This window comes from Streptomyces sp. HUAS ZL42 (assembly GCF_040782645.1).
GTDB lineage: Bacteria > Actinomycetota > Actinomycetes > Streptomycetales > Streptomycetaceae > Streptomyces.
In genome coordinates, this window is sequence record NZ_CP160403.1 from 5,313,704 (window position 1) to 5,339,674 (window position 25,971).

22 protein-coding genes are annotated in these 25,971 nt (G+C 71.1%); 16 read left to right on the forward strand and 6 right to left on the reverse strand.

Annotated elements, in window-relative coordinates; genetic code table 11:
• A complete protein-coding gene (locus tag ABZO29_RS24550) occupies positions 1 to 405 on the reverse strand; it encodes a PPOX class F420-dependent oxidoreductase (protein ID WP_367322325.1) in 405 nt (134 codons plus the stop codon).
• A gap of 150 nt (positions 406 to 555) precedes the next feature.
• On the opposite strand from ABZO29_RS24550, the gene ABZO29_RS24555 reads away from it, so the two are divergent.
• The 3 genes from ABZO29_RS24555 to ABZO29_RS24565 all read left to right on the forward strand — a co-directional run bounded on the left by ABZO29_RS24555 (position 556) and on the right by ABZO29_RS24565 (position 5,072).
• A complete protein-coding gene (locus ABZO29_RS24555; RefSeq protein WP_367322326.1) occupies positions 556 to 2,058 on the forward strand; it encodes a cellulase family glycosylhydrolase in 1,503 nt (500 codons plus the stop codon).
• A gap of 121 nt (positions 2,059 to 2,179) precedes the next feature.
• Positions 2,180 to 4,423, forward strand: coding sequence for a DNA/RNA non-specific endonuclease (locus ABZO29_RS24560; protein ID WP_367322327.1), 2,244 nt, complete (start codon positions 2,180 to 2,182; stop codon positions 4,421 to 4,423).
• Between the two features lie 64 nt (positions 4,424 to 4,487).
• Positions 4,488 to 5,072 carry a hypothetical protein gene (locus ABZO29_RS24565; protein WP_367322328.1) on the forward strand — a complete coding sequence of 195 codons (585 nt, stop codon included), beginning with the start codon at positions 4,488 to 4,490 and terminating at the stop codon, positions 5,070 to 5,072.
• Positions 5,073 to 5,146: 74 nt separating this feature from the next.
• Here ABZO29_RS24565 and serC read toward each other — a convergent pair whose 3' ends face one another.
• Positions 5,147 to 6,265, reverse strand: a complete 1,119-nt coding sequence (gene serC / locus ABZO29_RS24570; RefSeq protein WP_367322329.1) for a phosphoserine transaminase — start codon at positions 6,263 to 6,265, stop codon at positions 5,147 to 5,149.
• Positions 6,266 to 6,407: 142 nt separating this feature from the next.
• On the opposite strand from serC, the gene ABZO29_RS24575 reads away from it, so the two are divergent.
• Both ABZO29_RS24575 and ABZO29_RS24580 read left to right on the forward strand, forming a co-directional pair.
• Positions 6,408 to 9,284, forward strand: coding sequence for an FAD-binding and (Fe-S)-binding domain-containing protein (locus tag ABZO29_RS24575; RefSeq protein ID WP_367322330.1), 2,877 nt, complete (start codon positions 6,408 to 6,410; stop codon positions 9,282 to 9,284).
• 199 nt (positions 9,285 to 9,483) lie between these two features.
• A complete protein-coding gene (locus ABZO29_RS24580; protein ID WP_367322331.1) occupies positions 9,484 to 10,416 on the forward strand; it encodes a DMT family transporter in 933 nt (310 codons plus the stop codon).
• A gap of 24 nt (positions 10,417 to 10,440) precedes the next feature.
• Here the strand turns inward: ABZO29_RS24580 and ABZO29_RS24585 are convergent, their stop codons facing one another.
• Complete coding sequence (locus ABZO29_RS24585) at positions 10,441 to 11,190, reverse strand: class I SAM-dependent methyltransferase (RefSeq protein WP_367322332.1); 750 nt, start codon at positions 11,188 to 11,190, stop codon at positions 10,441 to 10,443.
• A gap of 140 nt (positions 11,191 to 11,330) precedes the next feature.
• Between ABZO29_RS24585 and ABZO29_RS24590 the strand changes: the two genes are divergently transcribed.
• Complete coding sequence (locus ABZO29_RS24590; protein WP_367322333.1) at positions 11,331 to 11,666, forward strand: DUF6247 family protein; 336 nt, start codon at positions 11,331 to 11,333, stop codon at positions 11,664 to 11,666.
• Positions 11,667 to 11,771: 105 nt separating this feature from the next.
• On the opposite strand, the gene ABZO29_RS24595 is transcribed toward ABZO29_RS24590, so the two are convergent.
• Together ABZO29_RS24595 and ABZO29_RS24600 are read right to left on the reverse strand one after the other, a co-directional pair.
• Entirely contained in the window at positions 11,772 to 11,981 is a 210-nt protein-coding gene (locus ABZO29_RS24595) for a DUF397 domain-containing protein (RefSeq protein ID WP_367322334.1), read from the reverse strand.
• Positions 11,941 to 12,786: a helix-turn-helix domain-containing protein gene (locus ABZO29_RS24600; protein WP_367322335.1), complete on the reverse strand. Its 846-nt coding sequence runs from the start codon at positions 12,784 to 12,786 to the stop codon at positions 11,941 to 11,943. Before ABZO29_RS24600 ends, ABZO29_RS24595 begins: the two co-directional genes overlap by 41 nt.
• A gap of 119 nt (positions 12,787 to 12,905) precedes the next feature.
• On the opposite strand from ABZO29_RS24600, the gene ABZO29_RS24605 reads away from it, so the two are divergent.
• Genes ABZO29_RS24605 through ABZO29_RS24640 form a run of 8 tightly spaced genes read left to right on the forward strand, consistent with a single transcriptional unit; the run spans position 12,906 to position 22,995 of the window.
• Complete coding sequence (locus ABZO29_RS24605; protein WP_367322336.1) at positions 12,906 to 13,700, forward strand: TIGR03084 family metal-binding protein; 795 nt, start codon at positions 12,906 to 12,908, stop codon at positions 13,698 to 13,700.
• Positions 13,697 to 15,364: an acyclic terpene utilization AtuA family protein gene (locus tag ABZO29_RS24610; protein WP_367322337.1), complete on the forward strand. Its 1,668-nt coding sequence runs from the start codon at positions 13,697 to 13,699 to the stop codon at positions 15,362 to 15,364. The genes ABZO29_RS24605 and ABZO29_RS24610 overlap by 4 nt, the downstream gene beginning before the upstream one ends.
• Complete coding sequence (locus ABZO29_RS24615) at positions 15,361 to 16,959, forward strand: acyl-CoA carboxylase subunit beta (protein ID WP_367322338.1); 1,599 nt, start codon at positions 15,361 to 15,363, stop codon at positions 16,957 to 16,959. The genes ABZO29_RS24610 and ABZO29_RS24615 overlap by 4 nt, the downstream gene beginning before the upstream one ends.
• 5 nt (positions 16,960 to 16,964) lie before the next feature.
• The gene (locus ABZO29_RS24620; protein WP_367322339.1) at positions 16,965 to 18,809 is read left to right on the forward strand and encodes a biotin carboxylase N-terminal domain-containing protein; all 1,845 of its coding nucleotides are present in this window, start codon (positions 16,965 to 16,967) and stop codon (positions 18,807 to 18,809) included.
• A gap of 56 nt (positions 18,810 to 18,865) precedes the next feature.
• On the forward strand, positions 18,866 to 20,032 hold the full coding sequence (locus ABZO29_RS24625) for an acyl-CoA dehydrogenase family protein (RefSeq protein WP_367322340.1): 1,167 nt from the start codon (positions 18,866 to 18,868) through the stop codon (positions 20,030 to 20,032).
• A gap of 52 nt (positions 20,033 to 20,084) precedes the next feature.
• The gene (locus ABZO29_RS24630) at positions 20,085 to 21,653 is read left to right on the forward strand and encodes a 4-coumarate--CoA ligase family protein (RefSeq protein ID WP_367322341.1); all 1,569 of its coding nucleotides are present in this window, start codon (positions 20,085 to 20,087) and stop codon (positions 21,651 to 21,653) included.
• Complete coding sequence (locus ABZO29_RS24635; RefSeq protein ID WP_367322342.1) at positions 21,650 to 22,396, forward strand: enoyl-CoA hydratase family protein; 747 nt, start codon at positions 21,650 to 21,652, stop codon at positions 22,394 to 22,396. The genes ABZO29_RS24630 and ABZO29_RS24635 overlap by 4 nt, the downstream gene beginning before the upstream one ends.
• Positions 22,384 to 22,995 carry a TetR/AcrR family transcriptional regulator gene (locus ABZO29_RS24640; protein ID WP_367322343.1) on the forward strand — a complete coding sequence of 204 codons (612 nt, stop codon included), beginning with the start codon at positions 22,384 to 22,386 and terminating at the stop codon, positions 22,993 to 22,995. The genes ABZO29_RS24635 and ABZO29_RS24640 overlap by 13 nt, the downstream gene beginning before the upstream one ends.
• Positions 22,996 to 23,093: 98 nt before the next feature.
• Here the strand turns inward: ABZO29_RS24640 and pdxH are convergent, their stop codons facing one another.
• Complete coding sequence (gene pdxH / locus ABZO29_RS24645; RefSeq protein WP_367326230.1) at positions 23,094 to 23,723, reverse strand: pyridoxamine 5'-phosphate oxidase; 630 nt, start codon at positions 23,721 to 23,723, stop codon at positions 23,094 to 23,096.
• Positions 23,724 to 24,037: 314 nt separating this feature from the next.
• On the opposite strand from pdxH, the gene ABZO29_RS24650 reads away from it, so the two are divergent.
• A complete protein-coding gene (locus ABZO29_RS24650; RefSeq protein WP_367322344.1) occupies positions 24,038 to 25,138 on the forward strand; it encodes a citrate synthase 2 in 1,101 nt (366 codons plus the stop codon).
• Positions 25,139 to 25,456: 318 nt separating this feature from the next.
• Positions 25,457 to 25,909, forward strand: a complete 453-nt coding sequence (locus tag ABZO29_RS24655) for a GNAT family N-acetyltransferase (protein WP_367322345.1) — start codon at positions 25,457 to 25,459, stop codon at positions 25,907 to 25,909.
• Positions 25,910 to 25,971: the final 62 nt, after the last annotated feature.

Genomic DNA, 25,971 nt, shown 5'->3' on the forward strand with positions numbered 1-25,971 from the left:
CTAGGACCTGTCCGGCCGGACCTCGTAGTGCAGCGTCCTCGTCCGCATCACCTTGTGCGCCAGGGGCACGAACACGCCGTGCATGAAAGGGTATTTGCGCCGCAGCAGCTGCGCCGCGTGCCTGTCCTCCTGGCTGCCGTGGTCCAGCAGCCGCGCCCGCGCGTGGATCTCGGGGCCGGTCGGGGCGCCGCGGACGGTTGAAGGGGCGATCTCCACCTCGGGGTTGTTGCGCAGCCGCTTGGCCTTCCAGGCGCTGCCGGGGCTGCGGAAGTAGGCGTGGTCGCCCTCGACGGCGATGTTCACGGGGGTGCCGACGCCCGTGCCGTCTTTCTTGTGGCTGGTGAGGAGGACGGCCCACTGCTTGACGAAGGGCTTGAGCTCGGGGCTCGTACTCGGAGTGCGCATGACTCCATACAGGCACCGATGGATCCGGCGCACAAGCTGATGCCGTACGGCTTGACGTGCTCATGCGACACGGCTTCCATGAAAGGTGCGAGGTGATGGGAGCGCTCCCATCGGTTCCGGGCCCGCGCCTCCCCGAGAGGAAGCAGCGACATGTTCCGCAGCTTGCGAAGAGCGCTGTGTGCTGTGGCCGCGGCGCTTGTGCTACCGCTGGCGGGCGTCCATTCGGCGCATGCCGCCGACGCCCCCGGCGCCGGCTACTGGCACACCAGCGGCAGACAGATCCTGGACGCGGCCGGGCAGCCGGTCCGGATCGCCGGCATCAACTGGTTCGGCTTCGAGACCGGCAACTACGTCGTCCACGGCCTCTGGTCACGCGACTACAAGAGCATGATCGACCAGATGAAGTCGCTCGGCTACAACACCATCCGGCTCCCCTACAGCGACGACATATTCAAGAGCACCACCGTCCCGAACAGCATCGACTTCTCGGGGGGCAAGAACGCCGACCTGCAGGGCCTGAACTCCCTGCAGATCCTGGACAGGATCGTCGCGTACGCCGGTCAGGACGGCCTGAAGGTCATCCTCGACCGGCACCGCCCGGACGCGGACGGCCAGTCGGCGCTCTGGTACACCGCGTCGGTGCCGGAGTCGACGTGGATCGCCGACCTGAGGGCGCTGGCGACGCGCTACAAGGGCCAGGACACCGTCGTCGGCATCGACCTGCACAACGAGCCCCACGACCCGGCCTGCTGGGGCTGCGGCGACACGACGAGGGACTGGCGTTTTGCCGCCCAGCGGGCGGGCAACGCGGTGCTCTCGGTCAACCCCGACCTGCTGGTCTTCGTCGAGGGCGTGCAGACCTTCAACGGCGTCTCGGGCTGGTGGGGCGGCAACCTGATGGGCGTCGCGCAGTACCCCGTACAGCTCGACGTCCCGAACCGGGTGGTGTACTCCGCCCACGACTACGCCACGAGCGTCGCCCAGCAGAGCTGGTTCAGCGACCCGGCGTTCCCCGACAACATGCCCGGCATCTGGGACAAGTACTGGGGCTACGTCTTCAAGCAGAACATCGCCCCCGTGTGGATCGGCGAGTTCGGTACGACGCTCCAGTCGACGGTGGACCAGAAGTGGCTGGCGGCGCTGGTGAGTTACCTGCGGCCGACATCGACGTACGGGGCCGACAGCTTCCACTGGACCTTCTGGTCGTGGAACCCCAACTCCGGGGACACGGGCGGAATCCTGAAGGACGACTGGGTGACCGTGGACACCGTGAAGGACGGGTATCTGGCGAGTGTGAAGGCGCCGGGATTCCCGGGGAACGGCGGCGGGGGAGGGGGCGGCGGTGGATCCACCGCGAGCTGCGCCGCCGCCTACACCGTCAGCAGTGACTGGGGCAGCGGCTTCAACGCCGAGGTGAAGGTGACCAACACCGGTTCGACGGCGATCGCGTCCTGGAAGGTGACCTGGACGTGGAGCGGGTCCCAGCAGATCACGAACATGTGGAACGCGACGTACACGCAGAGCGGTTCGACGGTCACGGCGGTGAACGCCGCGCACAACGGGAGTGTGCCGGTGGGTGGTTCGGCGAGCTTCGGGTTCGGGGGCGCGCCCGGGGGCGGGGCTGCGCCGAGTGTGAGCTGTACGGCGGCATGACGGTGGCACGAGAAAGGGGGCGCCCTGCCTCTTCGTCTCGTTGACACCTGGCCGACCGAAGAGCGGCGACCCTACACTCCTGAATCTACGTGCGATGCACAGGTGTTCCGGGGGGTATGGGATGTCCGGCAAGGCGCATGAGGAACCCGAGGAATCGCAGTCGGGGGCGGAGAACGTACCGCAGCGGCCGGAGGCAGTGCCGCCGCCCCCGCACATGTCACAACCGGCCCCCCACCTCCCGCCGTTACCGCCCCACGCCCCGCCGACACCCCCCGGGCCGGGCGCGATACAGCCCCACCCCGGCACGCCACCTCCATGGCCGCCCCCGACGCCACCCGGCCTCCCGCCGTCCGGGCGGCGCCGCCGGCCGTGGATCGCCGGTGCCGGGCTCGGACTGGCCGGTCTGGTCGCCGGGCTCGTCGTCGCCCTCGGTTCGGACGGGGAGGACGGGCCGGACCGCGGCCCCTTCGAGCGGGCGATCGTCCAACTGTCGTCCACCCCCGTGATCCGCTACGAAACGGCCGCAGGCGGAGCCGGCGCGTTCACCTCGGACTTACGCGTAACCGCCCGGGGTGCCGCGCTCGGCACGTACAGTCTGGCCGGGCAGACCCTCCGCACCCTGACGGTCGACGGCAAGACCTACACCCGCTGGGACTCGGCAACCCGACTCACCGGGACCGAGGACAAGTGGATCGCCGAGGACAGCTCGGCGAGCGCCGCGCTGGGCCTGACACAGGCACAGACCGAGCCGCAGACCCCGGCCGCCTTCGCCCGTTCCCTCCTCACCCAGCTCAACCACAAGTCGACCACCCTGCCCGAACCGGGCGACCCCGCAACCGAGATCGACGGAGTGCCCGCGCTCAGGGCGACCACGCCGACCAGCGACCTGTACGTGGCGAAGGAACCGCCGTACCGCGTGCTGCGGGTCGCACCGCGCACCGGAACGGCCGGCCCCTCCGTCCCTCCGCTCCCCTCCCTGTCGATCCCCTCGCTGCCCTCCCTGCCGAGCGACCTGCCCACCCCGTCCTTCTCCCTCCCCTCCCTGCCGGAGTTGCCGTCTCTGCCCTCCCTTTCCCTGCCGGCTCTCCCCGCCGCCCAGGGGTACGCCGCCCGGCCGGCCGCGGCCCGGGCCGCCCCCGCCGCCCCGAGCGTCGGAACCGTCGACGTGGCCGCTCTCCCGCAGGACGAGATCGACAAGCTGTTCCGCGAAATCACCGACTCCGTCAAGGAGTTGAAGAACGCGGTGGACGGCGGCATCCAGTTCGACCTGACCGGCAGCGCGGACCTCAAGTGCTCCGGCGGCGGCTGTCGGGTCACCGCCCGGGTCACCAGCGAGGTGAGCAGCAGCAAGGGCAAGATCACCGGCGGCAGGGCCTCGGCCACCCTCGACGCCCAGGTGCAGATCGAGGGCCGGCCGGCGGGCGCCTGCACGTCCGTCGCGGAACTGCCCCTGAAGGGCACGAGCTCCATCTCCTGCTACGACGCTGCGGCGGGACCGGTCTTCAGCGCGGTGGAGGCCCAGAAGAAGGTCGCGGCCGAGGCGCAGTCCAGGGCCCAGGGCGGCAGGCCGGTGCCGTACACGATCTCCGGCACGGCCCAGGCGATGGTGACGGCGCTCGCCCGGGTCAACGTCGCCGTCCTCCTCGAACAGGTGGATCTCGACCACTGGCTCAGCAACCTGGACGCGAACGGCGATCCGGGCACCGGCACACAGCAACGCCCCACCGCCACGGCCGGGCCCTCGGCCTCACCCTCGCCGACCCCGTCCGGCCGCCCCTCTGCCGTCCCGACACCGTCCCCCAGCGAGCCGTCCCCCGACTGCTCCGAGGGACGTCCGGCGGGGGCGACGACGCTCGGCGGCGGCTGGCTGCTCAACTCCTCCGGGAACGGCGGCCGTACCGAGACGGGCCGGGCCTGCCTGCGCAAGCCCTTCGTCAAGCACCCGTCCGCCCCCAGCGTGGACCCCGTCGGCTACAAGGAGGCGCAGGACAAGATGAGGACCGTGTTCAAGGTCGATCCGGCCGTGGAACTCGCCCGCTGCCACATCATCCCCGCCGTCCTCGGCGGCCCGAACAACAAGAGGGACAATCTCAGCCCCGGTTGGCAGCGAGGGACGAACACCGGCCCCGTCTCGATGCGGGCGTTCGAGACGGGTGCGCAGCGGGAGCTGGAGAGCCATCCGGACTGGACGATGCTCTACACCGTGGAGCCGGTCTACCGAACGGCGAGCAGCACGATTCCCGAGGTCTTCGTCATGCACTATCTGTCCTACGACGCCGAAGGCAACCTCGCCTCACTCGACAACGCCACGGTGAGCAACACCGTCCTCAGCGGCTCGGGCCGGCCGCTCAACCTCGCCAACTGACCGACCCGGCAACCGAATCGCCCGCTCCGAGAACAGCCTCTTCGAGACAGCCCCAAAAGGACCCATGCACCCCTTGGTCAGCCGCCTCACCGCTCTCCTGCCGCCACCCACCGATCCCCCGACGACCGGGCCGCCCTGGGAGGAGATGCCCACAGCGACGGGCTTCCCCCTGCCCCAGGACTACCGCGACTTCGTGGACGTCTACGGCGGGGGCCAGATCGACGACCAGCTGACCGTCCTCAGCCCCACCCTGGAACCTCCGTTCCCGGGCTTTCCCGGAGGGATGACCGGCTTCGCCCGGTACACCCTGGAACGGATCGGCGGCACCTTCGCCGAACTGCACGCCCGCGACCCGGAGGCGTACCCCTTCCCGGTGTATCCGGCCAACGGTGGCCTGCTGCCGTGGGGCCTGACCTCCGACTCCGACCACCTCTTCTGGCGCACCGGCCCCGCCGACCCGGAGGACTGGCCCGTGGTGATCTGGTTCCGGCATGCCGGTCCGCCCGACTGGGCCCACTTCGACGGAGGCATGGCTGCTTTCCTGCTGAGCCTCGTCGACGACACGTCGCCGTACCGCGACACGCTCCTGCCCCCGCGCGCGGGCCACCTCTGGACGCGAACCCGGGACTGGTCGCACGACTACGTGTGATCAGGGCCGCGCCTGCCCTCCGAAACGAGAAGGGCGCCCGGTGTTCGCCGGGCGCCCTTCTCGTACGTGGACTGCTAGAGCTTCTCGATCACGTAGTCGATGCACTTCGTCAGCGCCTCGACGTCCGCCGGGTCGATCGCCGGGAACATCGCGACACGGAGCTGGTTGCGGCCGAGCTTGCGGTAGGGCTCGGTGTCGACGATGCCGTTTGCGCGCAGGGCCTTGGCGACGGCGGCGGCGTCGATCTCGTCGGTGAAGTCGATCGTGCCGATGACCTGGGAGCGCTTGGCCGGGTCGGTGACGAACGGGGTCGCGTACTTCGACTCCTCGGCCCAGCCGTACAGGCGGGTCGACGAGTCCTTGGTGCGGGCCGTGGACCAGGCGAGGCCGCCCTGGCCGTTGATCCACTCCAGCTGCTGCTCGAGCAGGAAGAGGGTGGCGAGGGCCGGGGTGTTGTACGTCTGGTTCTTGCGGGAGTTGTCGATCGCGGTGGGGAGCGAGAAGAACTCCGGGACGTGGCGGCCGGACGCGTGGACACGCTCCGCGCGCTCGATCGCCGCCGGGGAGAAGACGCCGATCCACAGGCCGCCGTCGGAGGCGAAGGACTTCTGCGGGGCGAAGTAGTAGACGTCGGTCTCGGCGATGTCGACGGGGAGGCCGCCGGCGCCGCTCGTCGCGTCCACCAGCACCAGCGCGCCCTCGTCGGCTCCGGCGACCCGCTTGATGGGGGCGGCGACGCCGGTGGACGTCTCGTTGTGCGTGAAGGCGTAGACGTCGACGCCGGCCTCGGCCTGCGGCTCGGGGTGGGTACCGGGGTCGCTGGCGATCACGGTCGGCTCGGCCAGCCACGGGGCGAGCTTGGCGGCCTTCGCGAACTTCGAGCTGAACTCACCGAAGCTGAGGTGCTGCGACTTGTTCTCGATCAGGCCGTGGGTCGCGATGTCCCAGAACGCGGTGGAGCCGCCGTTGCCGAGGATGACCTCGTAGCCGTCGGGCAGCCGGAACAGCTCGGAGATGCCCTCGCGGACCTTGCCGACCAGGTTCTTGACCGGGGCCTGGCGGTGCGAGGTACCGAGCAGGGACGTACCGGTTGCGGCCAGCGCGTCCAGCGCTTCCGTCCGCACCTTGGAGGGACCCGCGCCGAATCGACCGTCCGCGGGCTTGATGTCAGCAGGAATCTGGATCTCAGCCACGAGCCGGAGGGTATCCCTTCGGCGAAACCGGACGGAAACGTGTCCGTCCGATGAGACGAGTTCTCCACCTCTTGGACCTGTGCAGATCTACGAAGCGGACAGAGGTTCGTCGCTGTCAGTGGCCGGATGCATCCTGGGACGCATGACGGATCTCGAGGCGGAGCTGCGCGGGGTCGTCCGGGGCGATGTCGGCTTCGACGTCACCTCCCGGGCGCTGGTCACCATGGACGCGTCCAACTACCGGCGCGTTCCGCTCGGTGTCGTGGCTCCGCGCGACGCCGACGACGTCGCGGCGGTCCTCGCGGTGTGCCGGGAGCGCCGGGTGCCGGTCGTGGCGCGCGGCGGGGGCACGTCGATCGCGGGGCAGGCGACGGGGACGGGCGTGGTGCTGGACTTCACCCGGCACATGAACGGGATCCTGTCGCTCGACCCGGAGACCCGCACGGCGGTCGTGCAGCCGGGACTCGTCCTCGACCGGCTCCAGGACGCCGCCGCCCCGCACGGGCTGCGTTTCGGGCCCGACCCCTCCACCCACAGCCGCTGCACCCTCGGCGGAATGATCGGCAACAACTCGTGCGGCTCCCACTCGGTGGCGTGGGGGACGACCGCGGACAGTGTGCGGGAGCTGGACGTGGTCACCGGGCGCGGGGAGCGGTTGCGGCTGGGGCAGGGGTGGGCCGGCGCCCCGGACGGGCTGCGGGCGCTCGCCGAGGGCGAACTGGCGCGGCTGCGCACCGGCTTCCCCGCGCTGCCCCGCCGCATCTCCGGCTACGCGCTGGATGCCTTGCTGCCCGAGAAGGACACCGACGTGGCCCGCTCCTTCTGCGGCTCGGAGGGCACCCTGGGCGTGCTGACCGAGGCGGTCGTACGTCTTGTGGAGGCGCCCGGGGCGTGTGCGCTGGCCGTGCTCGGGTACGCCGACGAGGGCGCGGCCGCGGAGGCGGCGGCGGGACTTCTGGCTTTCGGGCCGCTGACGGTGGAGGGCATGGCGGCCGATCTGGTGCCGTCCGCGGCCGAGTTGCCCCGCGGTGGCGCCTGGCTGTTCGTGGAGACGGGCGGCGACTCGGAGAGGGAGGCACGCGCGCGTGCGGAGGCGATCGTGCGCGCCGCGGATGTCGTCGACGCGCTGGTGGTGACCGACCCGGCCGGGCAGCGGGCGCTGTGGCGGATCCGGGAGGACGCGAGCGGTACGGCCACGCGCATGCCGGACGGCTCCGAGGCCTGGCCCGGCTGGGAGGACTGCGCGGTGCCGCCGGCCCGGCTGGGCGCCTATCTGCGGGACTTCCGGGGCCTGCTGGCCGCCCTTGGCCTGCGCGGCACGCCGTACGGCCACTTCGGGGACGGCTGCATCCACGTCCGCATCGACTTCGACCTGATGACGCAGGCGGGCGTCGGCCGCTTCCGCCGCTTCTCGGAGGAGCTCGCCGAGGTGGTCGTCGCGCACGGCGGCTCACTGTCCGGGGAGCACGGGGACGGGCAGGCGCGGGCCGAGCTGCTGCCGAAGATGTACGGCGAGGAGATGGTGGCCCTCTTCGAGCGGGTGAAGGGGATCTGGGACCCGGACGACCTGCTCAACCCGGGGATGCTGGTGCGTCCTGCCCCACTGGACTCGAACCTCCGCTTCTCGGTTCTGCCGCGGGAGCCCGTGGACGTGACCTTCGGCTACCCCTCCGACGCCGGTGACTTCTCGGCGGCGGTCCGCCGCTGCGTGGGGGTCGCCAAGTGCCGTACGACGTCGGTGTCGGGGCCGGCCGTCATGTGCCCGTCGTTCCGGGCGACCGGTGAGGAGGAGCACTCCACGCGCGGGCGCGCCCGGTTGCTGCACGAGATGCTCGCGGGCGAGCTGGTGACCGACGGCTGGCGGTCGACGGAGGTCCGGGACGCGCTGGACCTGTGCCTGTCCTGCAAGGGCTGCCGTTCCGACTGTCCGGTCGGGGTCGACATGGCCACGTACAAGGCGGAGTTCCTGCACCACCACTACGAGGGACGCCGCCGCCCGGCCGCCCACTACAGCATGGGGTGGCTGCCGGTGTGGCTGCGGCTGGTGGATCGTACGCGCACGGCGTGGCTGGTCAACTCCCTCGCCTCTGTACGGCCTTTGGCGGCGATCGCCAAGCGGTTCGGCGGGATCGCGTCCGAGCGGGAGATCCCGCGGGTGGCCGGGGTGACGTTCAGCCGGTGGTGGGGGCGCGGGGCCAGGGCGAAGGCACGGACGGGAATGCGTGCGGGTGTGGAGTACGAGGAGTACCCCGGCGGCGGTCTGCCCAAGCCGGTGTTCATCTGGCCGGACACCTTCACGGAGCACCTCTCGCCGTCCGTCGGGAAGGCGGCCGCGCGGGTCCTGGAGGCGGCGGGGTTGCGGGTGGTGCCGATACCCGCGACGCCCATGCGGTGGGCGGGCCGTCGTGGCCGGGTCTGCTGCGGACTGACGTATGTGTCGACGGGTCAACTGGACCGCGCCCGGGCGGTGCTGCGCCGCACACTGGACCTGATGGAGCCGTTCCTGCTCCCGGAGCCGGGCTCCGGCTCCCCGGCCCTGGTCGTCCTGGAGCCGAGCTGCGCGGCCTCGCTCCGCACGGACCTGCCGGAGCTGCTGCCCGACGACCCGCGCGCCCGCCGCCTCGCCGACCGGATCCTCACCTTCGCGGAGGCCCTGGAGCGTCTTGCCCCCGACTGGACTCCACCTGCCCTGAACCGCCCTGTCACCGGCCAGACCCACTGCCACCAGCACGCGGTCCTCGGCGACGCCCCCGACCGGCGCCTGCGCGCGGCCGCCGGCCTCACGGGCGAGCTGTCCGGCGGCTGCTGCGGCCTGGCGGGCAACTTCGGCTTCGAGAAGGGGCACTACGAGGTGTCGGCGGCGTGCGCGGAGGAGCAGCTGCTGCCGGCGGTGCGGGGGGCGGCGGACGGGGCGGTGGTCCTGGCGGACGGGTTCTCGTGCCGTACGCAGCTGGAGCAGTTGGCGGGGGTGCGGGGGAGGCATCTGGCGGAGGTGTTGGCGGAGGGGCTGGATGACTGACGTCCGCGCCGGGGCCGTACGTCACATGGCAGCCCGGCCGCGCCGCGGCTGACGGTCATGGGCTTAGTGATGCCGTCCGGTATCCGAGACGCCGAAGGGACAGTGGCATAAATCCTTCACACACCTGACAGGAGTCCACTACTCTGGACCCAGTAGTGCATCGTGATGAACACTCCCCGAGTCGATCCCAGGACCGCCAGTGAGCACCCCCGACACCGCCACGCCCACCCTGTCCGACACGGCAGCCAGGACAGTGCACGGCCCCGGCCGCTGGGGCTCCCTCGGCCCTGTCGGCCTGGTGCTCGCCGGAGGCATCTCGGTCCAGTTCGGCGGCGCGCTCGCGGTGACGTTGATGCCGCGGGCGGGCGCACTGGGGGTGGTGGCGCTGCGGCTGCTGGTGGCGGCGGTGGTGCTGCTCGTGGTCTGCCGGCCGCGGCTGCGCGGTCACACCCGTGCCGACTGGGGCACGGTCGTCGTCTTCGGCATCACCATGGCCGCGATGAACGGCCTCTTCTACCAGTCCCTCGCCCGTATCCCCCTGGGCCCGGCCGTCACGCTGGAGGTCCTCGGCCCCCTCGCCCTGTCCGTCCTGGCCTCGCGCCGTGCGGTCAACCTGGTGTGGGCCGGGCTGGCCCTCGCGGGCGTCTTCCTGCTCGGCGGCGGCGGCTTCGGCGACCTCGACCCGATCGGGGTCGCGTTCGCGCTGGGCGCGGGCGCGATGTGGGCGGCGTACATCGTCTTCAGCGCGCGCACGGGCCGCCGCTTCCCCCAGGCCGACGGACTCGCCCTGGCGATGGCGGTGGGGGCGCTGCTCTTCCTGCCGCTGGGCATCGCCGAGTCCGGGGTGAAACTCGCCGACCCGGTGACGCTGGGACTCGGAGCGGCGGTGGCCCTCCTCTCCTCCGTCCTCCCCTACACCCTCGAACTCCTCGCGCTGCGCCGCCTGCCCGCCTCCACCTTCGCCATCCTCATGAGCCTGGAACCGGCCATCGCGGCGACAGCCGGCTTCCTGATCCTCGGCCAGGCCCTGTCCGCCACGGAGGCCGCCGCGATCGCGCTCGTCATCGCGGCGAGCATGGGAGCGGTGCGGACGCAGGTCGGGCGGGGGAAGGCGGCGGTACCGGAGGCCTGAGGCCCTGAACCGGGGGTGCCGGAGTCAGCCGGCCGGCTTCTCCCACACCGAGACGTGCTTGCGGCTCTCACCGGTGAACGGCAGCCGACTCCAGTCCTCCCACCGGTCGCGCAGCCGCATCCCGGCCAGCCGGGCCATGAGGTCCAGCTCGGCGGGCCAGACGTACCGGAAGGGGATGGACCAGAACGAGCCGCGTCCGTCCTCGACCCTCACGTGGTGCGAACTCATCGCCTGGGTGGCGAGATCGTACGTGTCGAAACCCACCCGATTGTCGCCCACATGGAACGGCACCGCGTTCTGCCCGGGCGGCAGCCGGCGCAGGTCGGGCACCATCACCTCGACGACGAAGCAGCCGCCCGGCGCCAGATGCTCGGCGACATTGCGGAAGCAGTCCACCTGGGCGTTCTGCGAAGTCAGGTTCATGATCGTGTTGAAGACCAGATACGCCACTGAGAAGGAGCCGACAAGACCGTCGACCTTCGTCGTCGCGAAGTCCCCGACGGCCACCCGGATCGCGTCCCCGCCGGGCTTCTCCCGCAGCCTGGCCAGCATCGCCCGTGACAGGTCGATGCCGTGTACCTCCACCCCGCGCCGTGCCAACGGCAGGGCGATGCGTCCCGTGCCGATGCCCAGCTCCAGCGCCCGGCTGTCGCCGGCCAGCTCCGCCAGGACCTCCACGGCCGGCTCCACCACGCCCGGCTGGAACATCTCCGCCGACGACTCGTCGTACCCAGCAGCTACGGACTCTCCGAAGTAACCGTCCTCATCGACCATCGGCCGACCGTACTGCGGAGCGGGTTCGGGACGCGCGCGATTTTCCGGGCGCGGGTGGGGCGGACGAAGGCGGTGGCGAGGGCGGTTTCCCGGCTGTCTTCGCGGTACGGCCGAGACTCAGTGGGACTAGAGTCGGGCCCATGAATGGGCCGCTGATCCCGTGCTCGGAGCGCAGTCCAGGTGCACTGCGCGCCGCGTGCGCGGTCGTGGCCCCGCAGCTTCTGGCCGCCTACGACCAAGCCAAGGACCAGGCACTCGCGGAAGCGGTGGAGCACGGCTCGCTCAGCCCGGTCCATGCCTACCTCGCCCACTGGGCGGCTCTGCTGGAGATCGAGCGGCATCCCGAAACGGCGAGGGCTTATCACCGGGCCGAGTATCTGGCGCAGATCGCGACCTTGCCAGAGGAGGCGCGTGAGCATTTGGCCAAGGTCGCCGCCATCTACCGTGACGCCGCTTGGGCGGTACGCGCGGAGTGACGGCTCTTCGTTTACATGGTCACGCCACGCTCGGAGCTCGTCAGTATCTGGCAGGTCACGCCCGATCCGCTTCCCTCACGCCCAGTTCGCGTGACGGCCGGTCACTCAGTCCAGAGGATTCGTGGCAGCGGTCGCTGCCACGAAGGCGGCGAAGGCCTCCGGGCTGACGGTGAAGGCCCCCGCGGCGGGGTTCTTGGAGTCGCGGATGGCGATGTGGGGGGTGAGGCCGGCGACCTCGACGCATTCGCCGCCGCTGCTACCGCTGTAGGACGACTTACGCCACCGCGCGCGCGTCAGGTCCAGGTTGCTCCCCATAGCGTTCCTCCATCACGCGGGCGATCAGGACGGCCGACTCCCTCGGGGAGAGGGCTTCGGCCTGCAGGCGAGCGTAACCGACGGAACGTTCCCTGATCACCTGCGGATTGGCCGTCATGTGGCCTGAGTCGTAGCTCTCGCTGTAGTGCACGTCTGGGTGATCGTCGAAGCGCAGGAGCGTGAACGAGCCCATCAGCCCCGTGTGCTGACCCGCCGAGAACGGCAGCACCTGGAGCTCCATCCACGGCTTCCCGAAGAGGCCCAACAGGTGGGCGAGTTGCTCGTGCATGACTTCCCGGCCGCCGATCTTCCGATGCAGCACCGCCTCGTCCAGCACCACCCACAACACTGCCGGTTGCTCCCCTGCAAGGACACGCTGGCGTTCCAGACGTGCCGCCACCATCTCGTCGAGCCGTTCCGCCTGCTCGACACCGAGCACCGCCCGTGCGTACGCCTCCGTCTGGAGAAGGCCGTACACCAGCTGGCACTGGTAGGTGGAAATGTACGTCGCCTTGGCCTCCAGCTCGGCGAACGTCTGGAACCAACCCGGCAACTGACTCCGCAGCACCAGCCCCACCAGCCGCGAGAACGTCCCGTCCGTCCCCAGCGCCGCGTCCACCCGCTCCGCGAACTCCCGTTGCGGCACCCTCGCCCCGGTCTCGATCTGCCCGATCAGCGACCCCGTGCAGAACACGATCGACCCCAGTTGCGCCAGGGTGAGCCCCGCGGCCTCCCGCTTGCGGCGCAGCTCGAACCCGAAGTAGTCCAACGGTGACGCACTGGGGTCCAGTTCACGACTTCGCATGTCAGCCACCTCCGATCACCGAGAGTAGCCATACGTAAGCAGACAGGTGGGGCAGTTGTGGAAAACAAAATAATGCAAGCACGCTTGCTTGTTTCCTGGCGTGCTGCCATGCTCCCCTCATGGCCGACCCGACCCCCGTGATCGACGACCTGCGCGACGAGGGAGACGAACTCGACGCGCTCGTAGCCGAGTTGCCGCCGGAGCAGTGGGCGCTCACCACCCCTGCGCCCCGCTGGACCGTTGCCCACCAGATCGCGCACCTCGCCTGGACCGACCATTCCTCCCTGCTCGCCGTGACCGATCAGGACGCCTTCGCCCGTGAGGTCGAGAAGGCGCTGGCCGCGCCCGGGGACTTCGTGGACAACGGCGCGGAGGAGGGGGCGGAGAAGCCGCCGGCGCAGCTGCTCGCGGACTGGCGGGACGGGCGCAAGGCCTTGGAGGACGCCCTGCGGGCCGCGCCCGACGGCGCTCGGTTCCCCTGGTACGGGCCGCCCATGTCCACCGCCTCCATGGCCAGTGCGCGGCTGATGGAGACCTGGGCCCACGGACAGGACGTCGCCGACGCGCTGGGAGTGGTGCGCACCCCCACCGACCGGCTCCGGCACGTCGTACGCCTCGGCGTCCGCACCCGTGACTTCGCCTTCGGAGTGCACGGACTGCCCGCGCCGTTCGAGGAGTTCCGCGTCGAACTGACCGCGCCGTCCGGTGAGCCGTGGGTGTACGGCCCCGAGGACGCCGTGGACCGCGTCACCGGCGGCGCCCTCGACTTCTGTCTCCTGGTCACTCAGCGCGCCCACCGCTCCGACCTCGCCCTGCGCGCCGAGGGCCCGGACGCCGACCGCTGGCTGGACATCGCCCAGGCCTTCGCCGGCCCGCCGGGAGCGGGCCGTCCGGAGAAGGGAGCCGCCGGATGACTCTCCGTGTCGGCAACGCCTCCGGCTTCTACGGCGACCGCTTCGACGCGATGCGCGAGATGCTCACCGGCGGTGAACTCGACGTCCTCACCGGCGACTATCTCGCCGAGCTGACCATGCTCATCCTGGGCCGCGATCGGCTGAAGGACCCCGCCGCCGGGTACGCCCGTACCTTCCTGCGTCAGCTCGAGGAGTGCCTGGGCCTCGCCCATGAGCGCGGAGTCCGGATCGTCGCCAACGCCGGTGGCCTCAACCCGGCCGGACTCGCCGACGCCGTACGGCAGTTGGCCGACCGGCTCGGCATCCCCGTACGCGTCGCGCACGTCGAGGGCGACGACCTCAAGCCCCGGTACGCGGACAGCCTCACCGCCCATGCCTACCTCGGCGGCTTCGGTGTCGCGGCCTGTCTGCGCTCCGGTGCGGACGTGGTCGTCACCGGCCGGGTCACCGATGCGGCCCTCGTCACCGGGCCCGCCGCCGCCCACTTCGGCTGGCAGCCGACCGACCACGACCGGCTCGCGGGAGCCGTCATCGCCGGGCACGTCCTGGAGTGCGGGGCGCAGGCGACCGGCGGCAACTACGCCTTCTTCGGCGACGGGGACATCCGCCGGCCGGGCTTCCCGCTCGCCGAGATCCACGAGGACGGCAGCTGCGTCATCACCAAGCACGACGGCACCGGTGGGTTCGTCGACGTCGGCACGGTCACCGCCCAGCTGCTGTACGAGACGGCCGGCGCCCGGTACGCGGGCCCCGACGTCACCGCCCGCCTGGACACCGTACGGCTGACCCAGGACGGCCCGGACCGCGTCCGTATCGACGGCGTGCGTGGCGAGGCCCCGCCCCCGACCCTCAAGGTCGGTCTCAACCGGCTCGGCGGCTTCCGCAACGAGGTCGTGTTCGTCCTGACCGGCCTCGACATCGAGGCGAAGGCCGCGCTCGTGCGCGAGCAGCTGGAGGCGGCCCTCGCCAAGGTCAGCGAGGTGCGCTGGGAGCTGGTCCGCACCGACCGGCCCGACGCCGACACGGAGGAGACCGCGAGCGCGCTGCTTCGGCTCGTCGTACGGGACCCGGAGCAGGAGGCGGTGGGGCGGGCGCTGAGCGGGGCGGCCGTGGAGCTGGCGCTGGCCAGTTACCCCGGTTTCCATGTGCTCGCGCCACCCGGAAAGGGCTCTCCCTATGGGGTCTTCGAGGCGGTCTACGTCCCTCAGGGCGCCGTCGACCACACGGCGGTCCTCGACGACGGGCGCCGGGTGGCGGTGTCCCCGGCCGCCGACACCCTCGTACTGGACCATGTACCGGAACCGCACCTGCCGGAGCCGCTGCCACCGGGGCCCGTACGGCGTGCCCCGCTCGGCGTCGTCGCCGGCGCCCGCAGCGGAGACAAGGGCGGGAACGCCAACGTGGGCGTGTGGGCCCGTACCGACGAAGCCTGGCGGTGGCTCGCCCACGAGCTGACGGCTGAGCGGTTCCGGGAGCTGATCCCCGAGAGCCGCGAACTGCCCGTGACCCGGCACGTGCTGCCCAACCTGCGCGCGCTGAACTTCGTCGTCGAGGGGATCCTCGGGGCGGGCGTCGCCGCCCAGTACCGCTTCGACCCGCAGGCCAAGGCCCTCGGCGAATGGCTGCGCTCCCGCCACCTGGACATCCCGGAGGCTGTGCTGTGACGGTTCTTCCGACCACCCTGGACACCGCGGGCCCGGACTACCGGGCCAACCGCGAGGCCATGCTCGCCAAGCTCGCCGAACTGGACGCAGAACACGCGAAGGCGCTGGCCGGCGGCGGCGAGAAGTACGTGGCCAGGCACAGGAAGCGCGGCAAGCTCCTCGCCCGCGAGCGCATCGAGCTGCTCCTCGACCCCGACACGCCGTTCCTGGAGCTGTCGCCGCTGGCCGCCTGGGGCAGCGACTACACGGTCGGCGCGTCCCTCGTCACCGGCATCGGTGTCGTCGAGGGCGTGGAGTGCCTGATCACCGCCAACGACCCGACGGTACGCGGGGGCGCGAGCAATCCCTGGTCGCTGAAGAAGGCCCTGCGCGCCAACGACATCGCGCTCGCCAATCGGCTGCCCTGCATCAGCCTTGTCGAGTCCGGGGGCGCCGACCTGCCGTCCCAGAAGGAGATCTTCATCCCGGGCGGCGCCATCTTCCGCGATCTGACCCGGCTGTCGGCCGCCGGGATTCCCACCGTCGCCGTCGTGTTCGGGAACTCGACCGCGGGCGGGGCCTACATCCCCGGCATGTCCGACCACGTGATCATGGTCAAGGAGCGTGCGAAGGTGTTCCTCGGCGGGCCGCCGCTGGTGAAGATGGCCACCGGCGAGGAGAGCGACGACGAGTCGCTCGGCGGTGCCGGGATGCACGCGCGCGTGTCGGGTCTCGCCGACTACTTCGCCGTCGACGAGCAGGACGCGCTGCGGCAGGCGCGCCGCGTGGTCGCCCGACTCAACCACCGCAAGGCCTGCGGCGATCCGGGCCCGGCGGCACCTCCCAAGTACGACGAGGAGGAGCTGCTGGGCATCGTCCCGGGGGACTTGAAGACCCCCTTCGACCCGCGCGAGGTGATCGCCCGGATCGTCGACGGCTCCGACTTCGACGAGTTCAAGCCGCTGTACGGGACGAGCCTGACGACCGGCTGGGCGACGCTCCACGGTTATCCGGTGGGCGTGCTGGCGAACGCACAGGGTGTGCTGTTCAGCGAGGAGTCCCAGAAGGCCGCCCAGTTCATCCAGCTCGCCAACCAGCGCGACATCCCGCTGCTCTTCCTTCACAACACCACCGGCTACATGGTCGGCAAGGAGTACGAGCAGGGCGGCATCATCAAGCACGGCGCGATGATGATCAACGCGGTGAGCAACTCGAAGGTCCCGCATGTGTCGGTGCTCATGGGGGCGTCGTACGGCGCCGGTCACTACGGCATGTGCGGCCGCGCCTACGACCCGCGCTTCCTGTTCGCCTGGCCCAGCGCCAAGTCCGCCGTCATGGGCCCGCAGCAGCTCGCCGGCGTGCTCTCCATCGTCGCCCGCCAGTCGGCGGCCGCGAAGGGACAGCCGTACGACGAGGAGGCGGACGCGGCCCTGCGCGCCATGGTGGAGCAGCAGATCGAGTCCGAGTCGCTGCCCATGTTCCTGTCCGGGCGCCTGTACGACGACGGCGTCATCGACCCGCGCGACACCCGAACCGTCCTCGGCCTGTGCCTGTCCGCCATCCACACGGCCCCCTACGAGGGCGCGCGTGGCGGCTTCGGCGTCTTCCGGATGTGAGGCTCATGATTACTTCCGTTCTGGTGGCGAACCGCGGCGAGATCGCCTGCCGTGTCTTCCGCACATGCCGTGAGCTGGGCATCCGGACGGTCGCGGTGCACTCGGACGCCGACGAGAACGCCCTGCACGCGCGCGTGGCCGACACGGCGGTGCGACTGCCAGGGGCGGCGCCCGCGGAGACGTATCTGCGCGGCGACCTGATCGTGAAGGCGGCGATCGCGGCCGGCGCGGACGCCGTGCACCCGGGCTACGGCTTCCTCTCCGAGAACGCCGACTTCGCGCGGGCCGTCCTGGACGCGGGCCTGGTGTGGATCGGGCCGCCGCCGGAGGCGATCGAAGCGATGGCGTCCAAGACGCGCGCGAAGGAGCTGATGGGGATCTCGTCGCTGCACGAGGTCACCGAGGCCGACCTGCCGGTCCTGGTGAAGGCGGCCGCGGGCGGCGGGGGGCGCGGAATGCGGATCGTGCGCCGTCTGGAGGAGCTCGACGCCGCGCTGGAGGGCGCGCGCGCCGAGGCGGCGAGCGCCTTCGGCGACGGCGAGGTCTTCCTCGAGCCCTACGTCGAGAACGGCCGCCACGTCGAGGTGCAGATCCTCGCCGACACACACGGCACGGTGTGGGCCCTCGGCACCCGGGACTGCTCCCTGCAACGCCGCCACCAGAAGGTGATCGAGGAGGCACCGGCGCCCGGACTGTCCGAGCAGCTTGAGGAGGAGTTGCGTGCGCTGTCCGCCCGCGCCGCCCGCGCCGTCGACTACGTCGGCGCCGGCACCGTCGAGTTCCTGGTAGCCGACGACAAGGCCCACTTCCTGGAGATGAACACCCGCCTCCAGGTGGAACACCCCGTCACGGAGGCCGTGTTCGGCATCGACCTGGTAGCGGAACAGATCCGCGTCGCCGAGGGCCACGCCCTCGCCGATGACCCCCCACGCGCGCGTGGTCACGCCGTCGAGGCCCGCCTCTACGCCGAGGACCCGGCGAGCGGCTGGACCCCGCAGACCGGCACCGTGCACCGCCTGTCCGTGCCCGGCGTCCGCCTGGACACCGGCTACGAGGACGGTGACGAGATCGGCGTCCATTTCGACCCCATGCTCGCCAAGGCCGTCGCGCACGCCCCCACGCGCGCGGAGGCGCTCCGCAAGCTCGCGGGCGCCCTGGAACGAGCGGCGCTCCACGGCCCGGTCACCAACCGGGACCTCCTCGTACGCTCCCTGCGGCACGAGGAGTTCACGACCGCCCGCATGGACACGGGCTTCTACGACCGCCACCGCACCGAGCTCACCAGCCGGGGACCGGCCGACCCGCACGCTCCCCTCGCCGCCGCCCTGGCCGACGCCCACGGCCGCTCCCGCTTCGGCGGCTGGCGCAACCTGCCGTCCCAGCCGCAGGTCAAGCGGTACGCGATGGCGGGTGACGAACACGAGGTGCACTACTGGAGCGCCCGGGAGGGCCTGACCGCCGACGGGGTACGGGTGGTGCACGCCGACGCGTGTCTGGTCGTACTGGAAGTGGACGGCGTACAGCGAAGGTTCGAGGTGGCGCGCTATGGCGACGACCAGGTGTACGTGAACGCCACGGCCCTCACCGCCCTGCCCCGCTTCCCCGACCCGGTGGCCCAGCATGCCCCGGGCTCCCTGCTCGCCCCGATGCCGGGGACGGTCGTACGGGTGGCTGAGGGCCTGGAGACCGGATCCGCCGTGAAGGCGGGTGAACCGATCGTGTGGCTCGAAGCGATGAAGATGCAGCACCGCATTTCGGCACCGGTCACGGGAACACTGAGTGCCTTGCATGCAGTGCCTGGCCAGCAGGTGGAGGTCGGCATGTTGCTGGCGGTAGTGCAAGCCACCTAAGGGGCGCGGGGAACTGCGCGATCAACCACATACAACCCGCACCCGAAGGAGCCACAGTGACGACCCTCATCGAATCCGAAGAACACAAGGACCTCCGAGCCGCAGTAGCCGCCTTCGCCAAGCGCTACGGCCGCGACTACATCACCCGAGTCGTAGAAGAACGCACCTACCCCACCGAGCTCTGGCAGGAAGCCGCCAAGCTCGGCTACATCGGCGTCAACCTGCCGGAGGCATACGGCGGCGGAGGCGGCGGCATCGCAGAACTCTCCATCGTCCTGGAAGAACTGGGCGCGGCAGGAGCCCCCCTCCTGATGATGATCGTGTCGCCCGCGATCTGCGGCACGGTGATCGCCCGCTTCGGCACGGACGCCCAAAAACAGCACTGGCTCCCCGCCCTGGCGGACGGCACCCGCACCATGGCCTTCGGCATCACCGAACCCGACGCCGGCTCCAACTCCCACCGCATCACCACCACCGCCCGCCGCGACGGCGACAGCGGCGACTGGCTGCTCACGGGCCGCAAAGTCTTCGTCTCCGGCGTCGACATCGCCGACGCCACCCTCATCGTCGGCCGCACCGAAGACGCTCGCACCGGCACCCTCAAGCCCTGCCTGTTCATCGTCCCGCGCGACGCGGACGGCTTCACCCGCCGCCCCATCGACATGGAACTCAACGCGGCGGAGAAGCAGTTCGAGCTGGTCCTGGACGACGTACGGCTGCCCGCCGACGCGCTGGTCGGCGACGAGGACGCGGGTCTGCTCCAGCTGTTCGCAGGCCTCAACCCCGAGCGCATCATGACCGCGGCCTTCGCGATCGGCATGGGGCGGTACGCCCTCGCACGGGCCGTCGAGTACGCCCGCGACCGCACCGTCTGGAAGACCCCCATCGGCGCCCACCAGGCCATCGCGCACCCCCTCGCCCAGGCCCACATCGATCTCGAACTGGCCCGTCTGATGATGCAGAAAGCGGCGCACCTGTACGACGCCGGGGACGACGTGGGGGCCGGTGAGGCCGCCAACATGGCGAAGTACGCGGCCGGGGAGGCCTGCGTGAAGGCGGTCGACCAGGCCGTGCAGACCCTCGGCGGCAACGGCCTCACGCGCGAGTTCGGCCTCGCCTCGTTGATAACGGCGTCCCGCGTGGCTCGTATAGCTCCGGTGAGCCGGGAGATGATTCTCAACTACGTCTCCCACCAGACCCTGGGCCTGCCCAAGTCGTACTAGGCCGTTGCCGCAGGCCGCGATTCGGCGCACACCGTCGTGCGAGGAGGAACCGATGTTCCGCAGCGAGTACGCAGACGTCCAGCCCGTAGAACTCCCCATCCATGACGCCGTCCTCGGCCGGGCCGCCGAGTTCGGTGACGCGCCCGCGCTGATCGACGGCACGGACGGCACCACCCTCACGTACGAACAACTCGACCGGTTCCACCGGCGGATCGCCGCCGCGCTCGCCGAGGCGGGCGTGCGCAAGGGAGACGTTCTCGCCCTGCACAGCCCGAACACGATCGCCTTCCCGGCCGCCTTCTACGCGGCCACGCGCGCGGGTGCCTCCGTCACCACCGTGCACCCGCTGGCCACGCCCGAGGAGTTCGCCAAGCAGCTCGGCGACTCCGCCGCCCGCTGGATCGTCACCGTCTCACCGCTGCTCGAGACCGCCCGCAGGGCCGCCGAACTCGCGGGCGGCGTCGAGGAGATCTTCGTCTGCGACAGCGCGCCCGGACACCGCTCGCTGATCGACATGCTGGCGTCGGCCGCCCCCGAACCGCAGGTCGACATCGACCCCGTGGAGGACGTGGCCGCACTCCCGTACTCGTCGGGGACCACCGGCATCCCCAAGGGCGTGATGCTCACGCACCGGCAGATAGCCACCAACCTCGCCCAGCTCGAACCCGCCATCTCCGCCGGGCCCGGCGACCGCATCCTCGCCGTGCTGCCGTTCTTCCACATCTACGGCCTGACGGCACTGATGAACGCGCCCCTCCGGCGCGGCGCCACCGTCGTCGTACTGACCCGCTTCGAGCTGGAGACCTTCCTCGCGGCCATCCAGAACCACCGCATCACCGGCCTGTACGTGGCCCCGCCGATCGTCCTCGCCCTGGCCAAGCACCCGGCCGTCGCGCAGTACGACCTGTCGTCGCTGAAGTACATCATCAGCGCCGCCGCCCCGCTGGACGCCGAGCTCGCGGCCGCCTGCTCGAGCCGCCTCGACCTGCCGCCCGTCGGACAGGCCTACGGCATGACGGAACTGTCGCCCGGCACGCACGTCGTACCGCTCGACGCCATGCGCGACGCCCCTCCCGGCACGGTCGGCAGGCTCATCGCCGGCACCGAGATGCGCATCGTCTCCCTCGACGACCCCGACAAGGACCTCGGCGTCGGCGAGGCCGGAGAGATCCTCATCCGCGGCCCCCAGGTCATGAAGGGCTACCTGAACCGCCCCGACGCCACCGCCGGGATGATCGACCCGGACGGCTGGCTGCACACCGGCGACGTCGGCCATGTCGACGCCGGCGGCTGGCTGTTCGTCGTCGACAGGGTCAAGGAACTCATCAAGTACAAGGGCTTCCAGGTGGCCCCGGCGGAGCTCGAAGCCCTGCTCCTCACCCACCCCGGAATCGCCGACGCCGCCGTCATCGGCGTCTACAACGACGAGGGCAACGAAGTCCCGCGCGCGTACGTCGTCCGCCAGCCCTCCGCGACCGACCTCTCCGAGGGAGAGGTCATGATGTACGTCGCCGAACGCGTCGCCCCCTACAAGCGGATCCGGCAGGTCACCTTCATCGACGGGGTGCCGCGGGCCGCCTCCGGGAAGATCCTGCGCCGGCAACTCCGGGAGCTCACGTGACGACACTGATCGGCCGCACGCGCGCGCGGGGCATCGAGACCCTCGGCCTCGACTCGCCGGACAACCGCAACGCCCTGTCCGCGGCGCTCGTCGGCGAACTGGCCGACGCCCTGGCCGACTGCGGCAAGGACACCGACGTGCGCGCGGTCGTCCTCACCCACACCGGCAACACCTTCTGCGCGGGCGCCGACCTGCGCGACCCCCCGCACCCCGACGCCCTGGTGGGGCTGCTCCGGCAGATCGTCGAACTGCGCAAACCCGTCGTCGCCCGGGTCGCCGGGCACGTCCGCGCGGGCGGCCTCGGCCTGCTGGGCGCCTGCGACATCGCGGCCGCGTCGGCGGCGTCCACGTTCGCGTTCACGGAGGTACGGATCGGGGTGGCCCCGGCGGTGATCTCACTGCCGCTGCTGCCCCGCACCGACCCGCGGGCCCTCGCCCGCTACTACCTCACCGGCGAGCGCTTCGACGCGGCCGAGGCCGCCCGCATCGGCCTGATCACGGCGGCGGCGAAGGACCCGGACGACGTGGACGCCGTACTGGCCCCCGTCCTCGACGGCTTGCGCAAGGCCGCCCCCCAGGGCCTGGCCGAGACGAAACAGCTGCTCACGGCTAGGGTGCTGGAGGCATTCGACCGGGACGCGGCCGACCTCACCGCGCTCTCGGCCCGGCTGTTCTCCTCCCCGCAGGCACGCGAGGGGATGACGGCCTTCCTTGAACGACGGGATCCCACATGGGTGCTGTGACCACAGAAGAGCGCGTCGAGCGCGTCCCCAAGCAGGACCGCAGCCGGGCCACCCGGCAGCGGCTCCTGGAGGCCGCCGTGGCCTGCCTCGCCGAACACGGCTGGGCGGGCTCCACGGTCTCCGTCGTCGCCGAACGCGCCGGCGTCTCCCGCGGTGCCGCCCAGCACCACTTCCCGACTCGCGAGGACCTCTTCACGGCCGCCGTGGAGTACGTCGCCGAGGAACGCTCCACCGCCCTGCGCGCCCTGTTCCCGCAGGGCGCGGCCGGGGACCGGCGGGCGGTGGTGGCGGCCCTCGTCGACCTCTACACCGGCCCGCTCTTCCGCGCCGCCCTGCACCTGTGGGTCGCCGCCTCCAACGAGGAGCAGCTGCGGCCGCGCGTCACGGAACTTGAGGCCCGCGTCGGCCGCGAGACCCACCGCATAGCCGTGGACCTGCTGGGCGCCGACGAGTCCAGACCCGGCGTGCGGGAGACGGTGCAGGGAGTGCTGGACATGGCCCGGGGGCTCGGCCTGGCGAACCTGCTCACGGACGACGGGGCGAGGCGGGAGCGGGTGGTGACGCAGTGGGCGGCGCTGCTGGAGGAGACGCTGGGCTGAGGTGTGGCCGTGCAGGGTCCGGCCAGGCAGGGTCCGGCACGTCCCGGCTCATGGGCTTTCCCGGCTCATGGGCTTTCCCGGCTATGGACTTTCCCGGCTCATGGACTGAGCCGCTCCACCCGCCAGCTCCCGTCCGCCTCCGCGACGTACCGCAGTCGGTCGTGCAGCCGGTTCTCGCGCCCCTGCCAGAACTCCACCGACTGCGGGGCCACCCGGAAACCGCCCCAGTGCGGCGGCACCGGCACCTGCTCGCCCTCCGGATAGCGGGCTTCGAGTTCGGCATACGCGGCGTCGAGGTCGGTGCGCGTGGCGATCACCGAGGACTGGGCGCTGGCCCAGGCGCCGAGCTGGGAGCCGTGCGGCCGGGTGCGGAAGTAGGCGGCGGTCTCGTCGCGGCCGGTGCGCCGGGCGACGCCCAGGACGATGACCTGGCGGGCCATCGGGTGCCAGGGGAACAGCAGCGAGACGTACGGGTTCTCGGCGAGGTCGCGGGCCTTGCGGGAGTCGTAGTTGGTGTAGAAGACGAAGCCCTGCTCGTCGAACTGCTTCAGCAGCACCGTACGGGAGCTGGGCCGGCCCTCGGCGTCCGCCGTGGAGACGACCATGGCGTTCGGCTCGAACAGGTGTGCCTCCGTCGCGGCCTGCTTGAACCAGCGCGCGAACTGCTCCACCGGAGTGGCGGCCAGGTCGGACTCGGCGAGGCCCTCGGCCCGGTAGTGCTTGCGCATGGAAGCGGGATCGAAGGCGAGGGCGTCGTGGTCGTTCACGTGGTCATCTTGCCGTATGAGCGCGCCCCGGCGGGGCCGTGTTCCGCAGCACACGGGTGGCACTCAGTGCCGCAAACTCTCCCCAAACGTGGCACTCGGGGATTATGGTGCTGTGGCCATCCCGGTTGGATGACCACCAGCCGCACCGGGCATCACCGGGGTGACCGCCCTCGACCGCGAGTCCTCGGCCGTGAGACCTCGACAACACGAGGCTTCGGACCCGACCGTGGATCCACGGGGCGCCATCCGTCGCACACAGCATGAGGAGCCGCCTGATGTCCGACTTCGTACCCGGACTCGAAGGAGTCATCGCGTTCGAAACGGAGATCGCCGAACCGGACAAGGAAGGCGGCGCACTCCGGTACCGGGGCGTCGACATCGAGGACCTCGTCGGCCACGTCTCGTTCGGCAACGTCTGGGGCCTGCTCGTCGACGGCGCCTTCAACCCCGGCCTGCCGCCCGCCGAACCGTTCCCGATCCCGGTGCACTCCGGCGACATCCGGGTCGACGTGCAGTCGGCACTGGCCATGCTGGCGCCCGTCTGGGGCCTGCGCCCCCTCCTCGACATCGACGAGGCCCAGGCCCGCGAGGACCTCGCCCGCGCCGCCGTCATGGCCCTCTCCTACGTCGCCCAGTCCGCCCGCGGCCAGGGCCTGCCCATGGTCCCGCAGCGCGAGATCGACAAGGCCCAGTCCGTCGTCGAACGCTTCATGATCCGCTGGCGCGGGGAGCCGGACCCCAAGCACGTGGCCGCCGTGGATGCCTACTGGACGTCCGCCGCCGAGCACGGCATGAACGCCTCCACCTTCACGGCCCGCGTCATCGCCTCCACCGGCGCCGACGTCGCGGCCGCACTGTCGGGCGCCGTGGGAGCCATGTCCGGCCCCCTGCACGGCGGCGCCCCCTCCCGCGTCCTCGGCATGATCGAGGAGATCGAACGTACCGGCGACGCCGAGGCGTACGTCAAACAGGCCCTGGACCGCGGCGAACGCCTCATGGGCTTCGGCCACCGCGTCTACCGCGCCGAGGACCCCCGCGCACGGGTCCTGCGCCGCACCGCCCGCGAACTCGGCGCTCCCCGCTTCGAGATCGCCGAGGCCCTGGAGAAGGCAGCCCTGGAGGAACTCCACAACCGCCGCCCGGACCGCGTCCTCGCGACGAACGTCGAGTTCTGGGCGGCCATCGTCCTGGACTTCGCGGAGGTCCCGGCCCACATGTTCACGTCCATGTTCACCTGCGCCCGCACGGCAGGCTGGTCGGCCCACATCCTGGAACAGAAGCGCACAGGCCGCCTGGTCCGCCCCTCGGCCCGTTACGTCGGCCCGAGCGCCCGCGACCCGAGGGACATCGAGGGCTACGGGGACATCGCGCACTGACGCTTAGTCCCGCGGCATGCAGACGGCCCGTGGGCTTGGGTCCTCGCGAGGAGGAGCCGGCCGGACGTACCGGCAAGCCCACGGGCCGGGTGACTGCGTTGGATTGGCCGGCTGCGTGTGTCTCGCACACGCTGGTCCGGCGCCGAACCGAGTACGACGGCGGGCCGCTAGCCCGCAGCCACCTCTTCCGTCCGGTATGCATACATCTGCCGAACCACCTCCTCTCCGAAGTACCAGCCACCTTAAGAACCGTTCTCCGGCCGATCAACCGTTTTTCGGAACGTTGACGCGCGCGGGCGTGCGCGGTTCGCTTTCGGGGTGACTGATCTTCGTATCGAGGCCGTGGTTGGCGACAGCATGCTCGAGGAGTGGCGGCACGTGCACAACGTGATCGTGCCGCCCGCCGCGATGTCCCTCGACGAGGTGCGTGCGCGCGGCGGGCGCAATCACCTGGTGAACGCGTACTTCGGTGACGTGCTCGTCGGGTGTTCGACGGTGCGGCCGCTCCAGGGGGAGGAGGCGGTGGCGACGGTCATCGCGCGGGTGCTGCCCGGGTTCCGGAGACGCGGATACGGCACGGCCCTGTACGAGAGAGGACTGGAGCACGCGCGCGTGCTCGGTGCGCGGGCGGTCGAGACCTGCGTGCTGGCCGTCAACGAGGACGGCTTGAACTTCGCCCGAGCGCGCGGTTTCGTCGAGACCGAGCGGTATGTGCTGCCCGGGGAGAGCGATCTGTGGATCGACCTGCGGTTGGCGGCCGAGGAGCCGTAGGCGGGAGCCGTCCCGGTGACGCGATCTACAACGATTCCCCGGCAATCTTGCGGGAACCATGT

What these genes read in the sequence shown, in the direction of transcription:
- ABZO29_RS24550 (WP_367322325.1), bottom strand. Translation starts at nt 405, where the DNA reads ATGCGCACTCCGAGTACGAGCCCCGAGCTCAAGCCCTTCGTCAAGCAG.
- ABZO29_RS24555 (WP_367322326.1), top strand. Translation starts at nt 556, where the DNA reads ATGTTCCGCAGCTTGCGAAGAGCGCTGTGTGCTGTGGCCGCGGCGCTT.
- ABZO29_RS24560 (WP_367322327.1), top strand. Translation starts at nt 2,180, where the DNA reads ATGTCCGGCAAGGCGCATGAGGAACCCGAGGAATCGCAGTCGGGGGCG.
- ABZO29_RS24565 (WP_367322328.1), top strand. Translation starts at nt 4,488, where the DNA reads ATGCACCCCTTGGTCAGCCGCCTCACCGCTCTCCTGCCGCCACCCACC.
- ABZO29_RS24575 (WP_367322330.1), top strand. Translation starts at nt 6,408, where the DNA reads ATGACGGATCTCGAGGCGGAGCTGCGCGGGGTCGTCCGGGGCGATGTC.
- ABZO29_RS24585 (WP_367322332.1), bottom strand. Translation starts at nt 11,190, where the DNA reads ATGGTCGATGAGGACGGTTACTTCGGAGAGTCCGTAGCTGCTGGGTAC.
- ABZO29_RS24590 (WP_367322333.1), top strand. Translation starts at nt 11,331, where the DNA reads ATGAATGGGCCGCTGATCCCGTGCTCGGAGCGCAGTCCAGGTGCACTG.
- ABZO29_RS24595 (WP_367322334.1), bottom strand. Translation starts at nt 11,981, where the DNA reads ATGGGGAGCAACCTGGACCTGACGCGCGCGCGGTGGCGTAAGTCGTCC.
- ABZO29_RS24600 (WP_367322335.1), bottom strand. Translation starts at nt 12,786, where the DNA reads ATGCGAAGTCGTGAACTGGACCCCAGTGCGTCACCGTTGGACTACTTC.
- ABZO29_RS24605 (WP_367322336.1), top strand. Translation starts at nt 12,906, where the DNA reads ATGGCCGACCCGACCCCCGTGATCGACGACCTGCGCGACGAGGGAGAC.
- ABZO29_RS24610 (WP_367322337.1), top strand. Translation starts at nt 13,697, where the DNA reads ATGACTCTCCGTGTCGGCAACGCCTCCGGCTTCTACGGCGACCGCTTC.
- ABZO29_RS24620 (WP_367322339.1), top strand. Translation starts at nt 16,965, where the DNA reads ATGATTACTTCCGTTCTGGTGGCGAACCGCGGCGAGATCGCCTGCCGT.
- ABZO29_RS24630 (WP_367322341.1), top strand. Translation starts at nt 20,085, where the DNA reads ATGTTCCGCAGCGAGTACGCAGACGTCCAGCCCGTAGAACTCCCCATC.
- ABZO29_RS24640 (WP_367322343.1), top strand. Translation starts at nt 22,384, where the DNA reads ATGGGTGCTGTGACCACAGAAGAGCGCGTCGAGCGCGTCCCCAAGCAG.
- pdxH (WP_367326230.1), bottom strand. Translation starts at nt 23,723, where the DNA reads ATGCGCAAGCACTACCGGGCCGAGGGCCTCGCCGAGTCCGACCTGGCC.
- ABZO29_RS24650 (WP_367322344.1), top strand. Translation starts at nt 24,038, where the DNA reads ATGTCCGACTTCGTACCCGGACTCGAAGGAGTCATCGCGTTCGAAACG.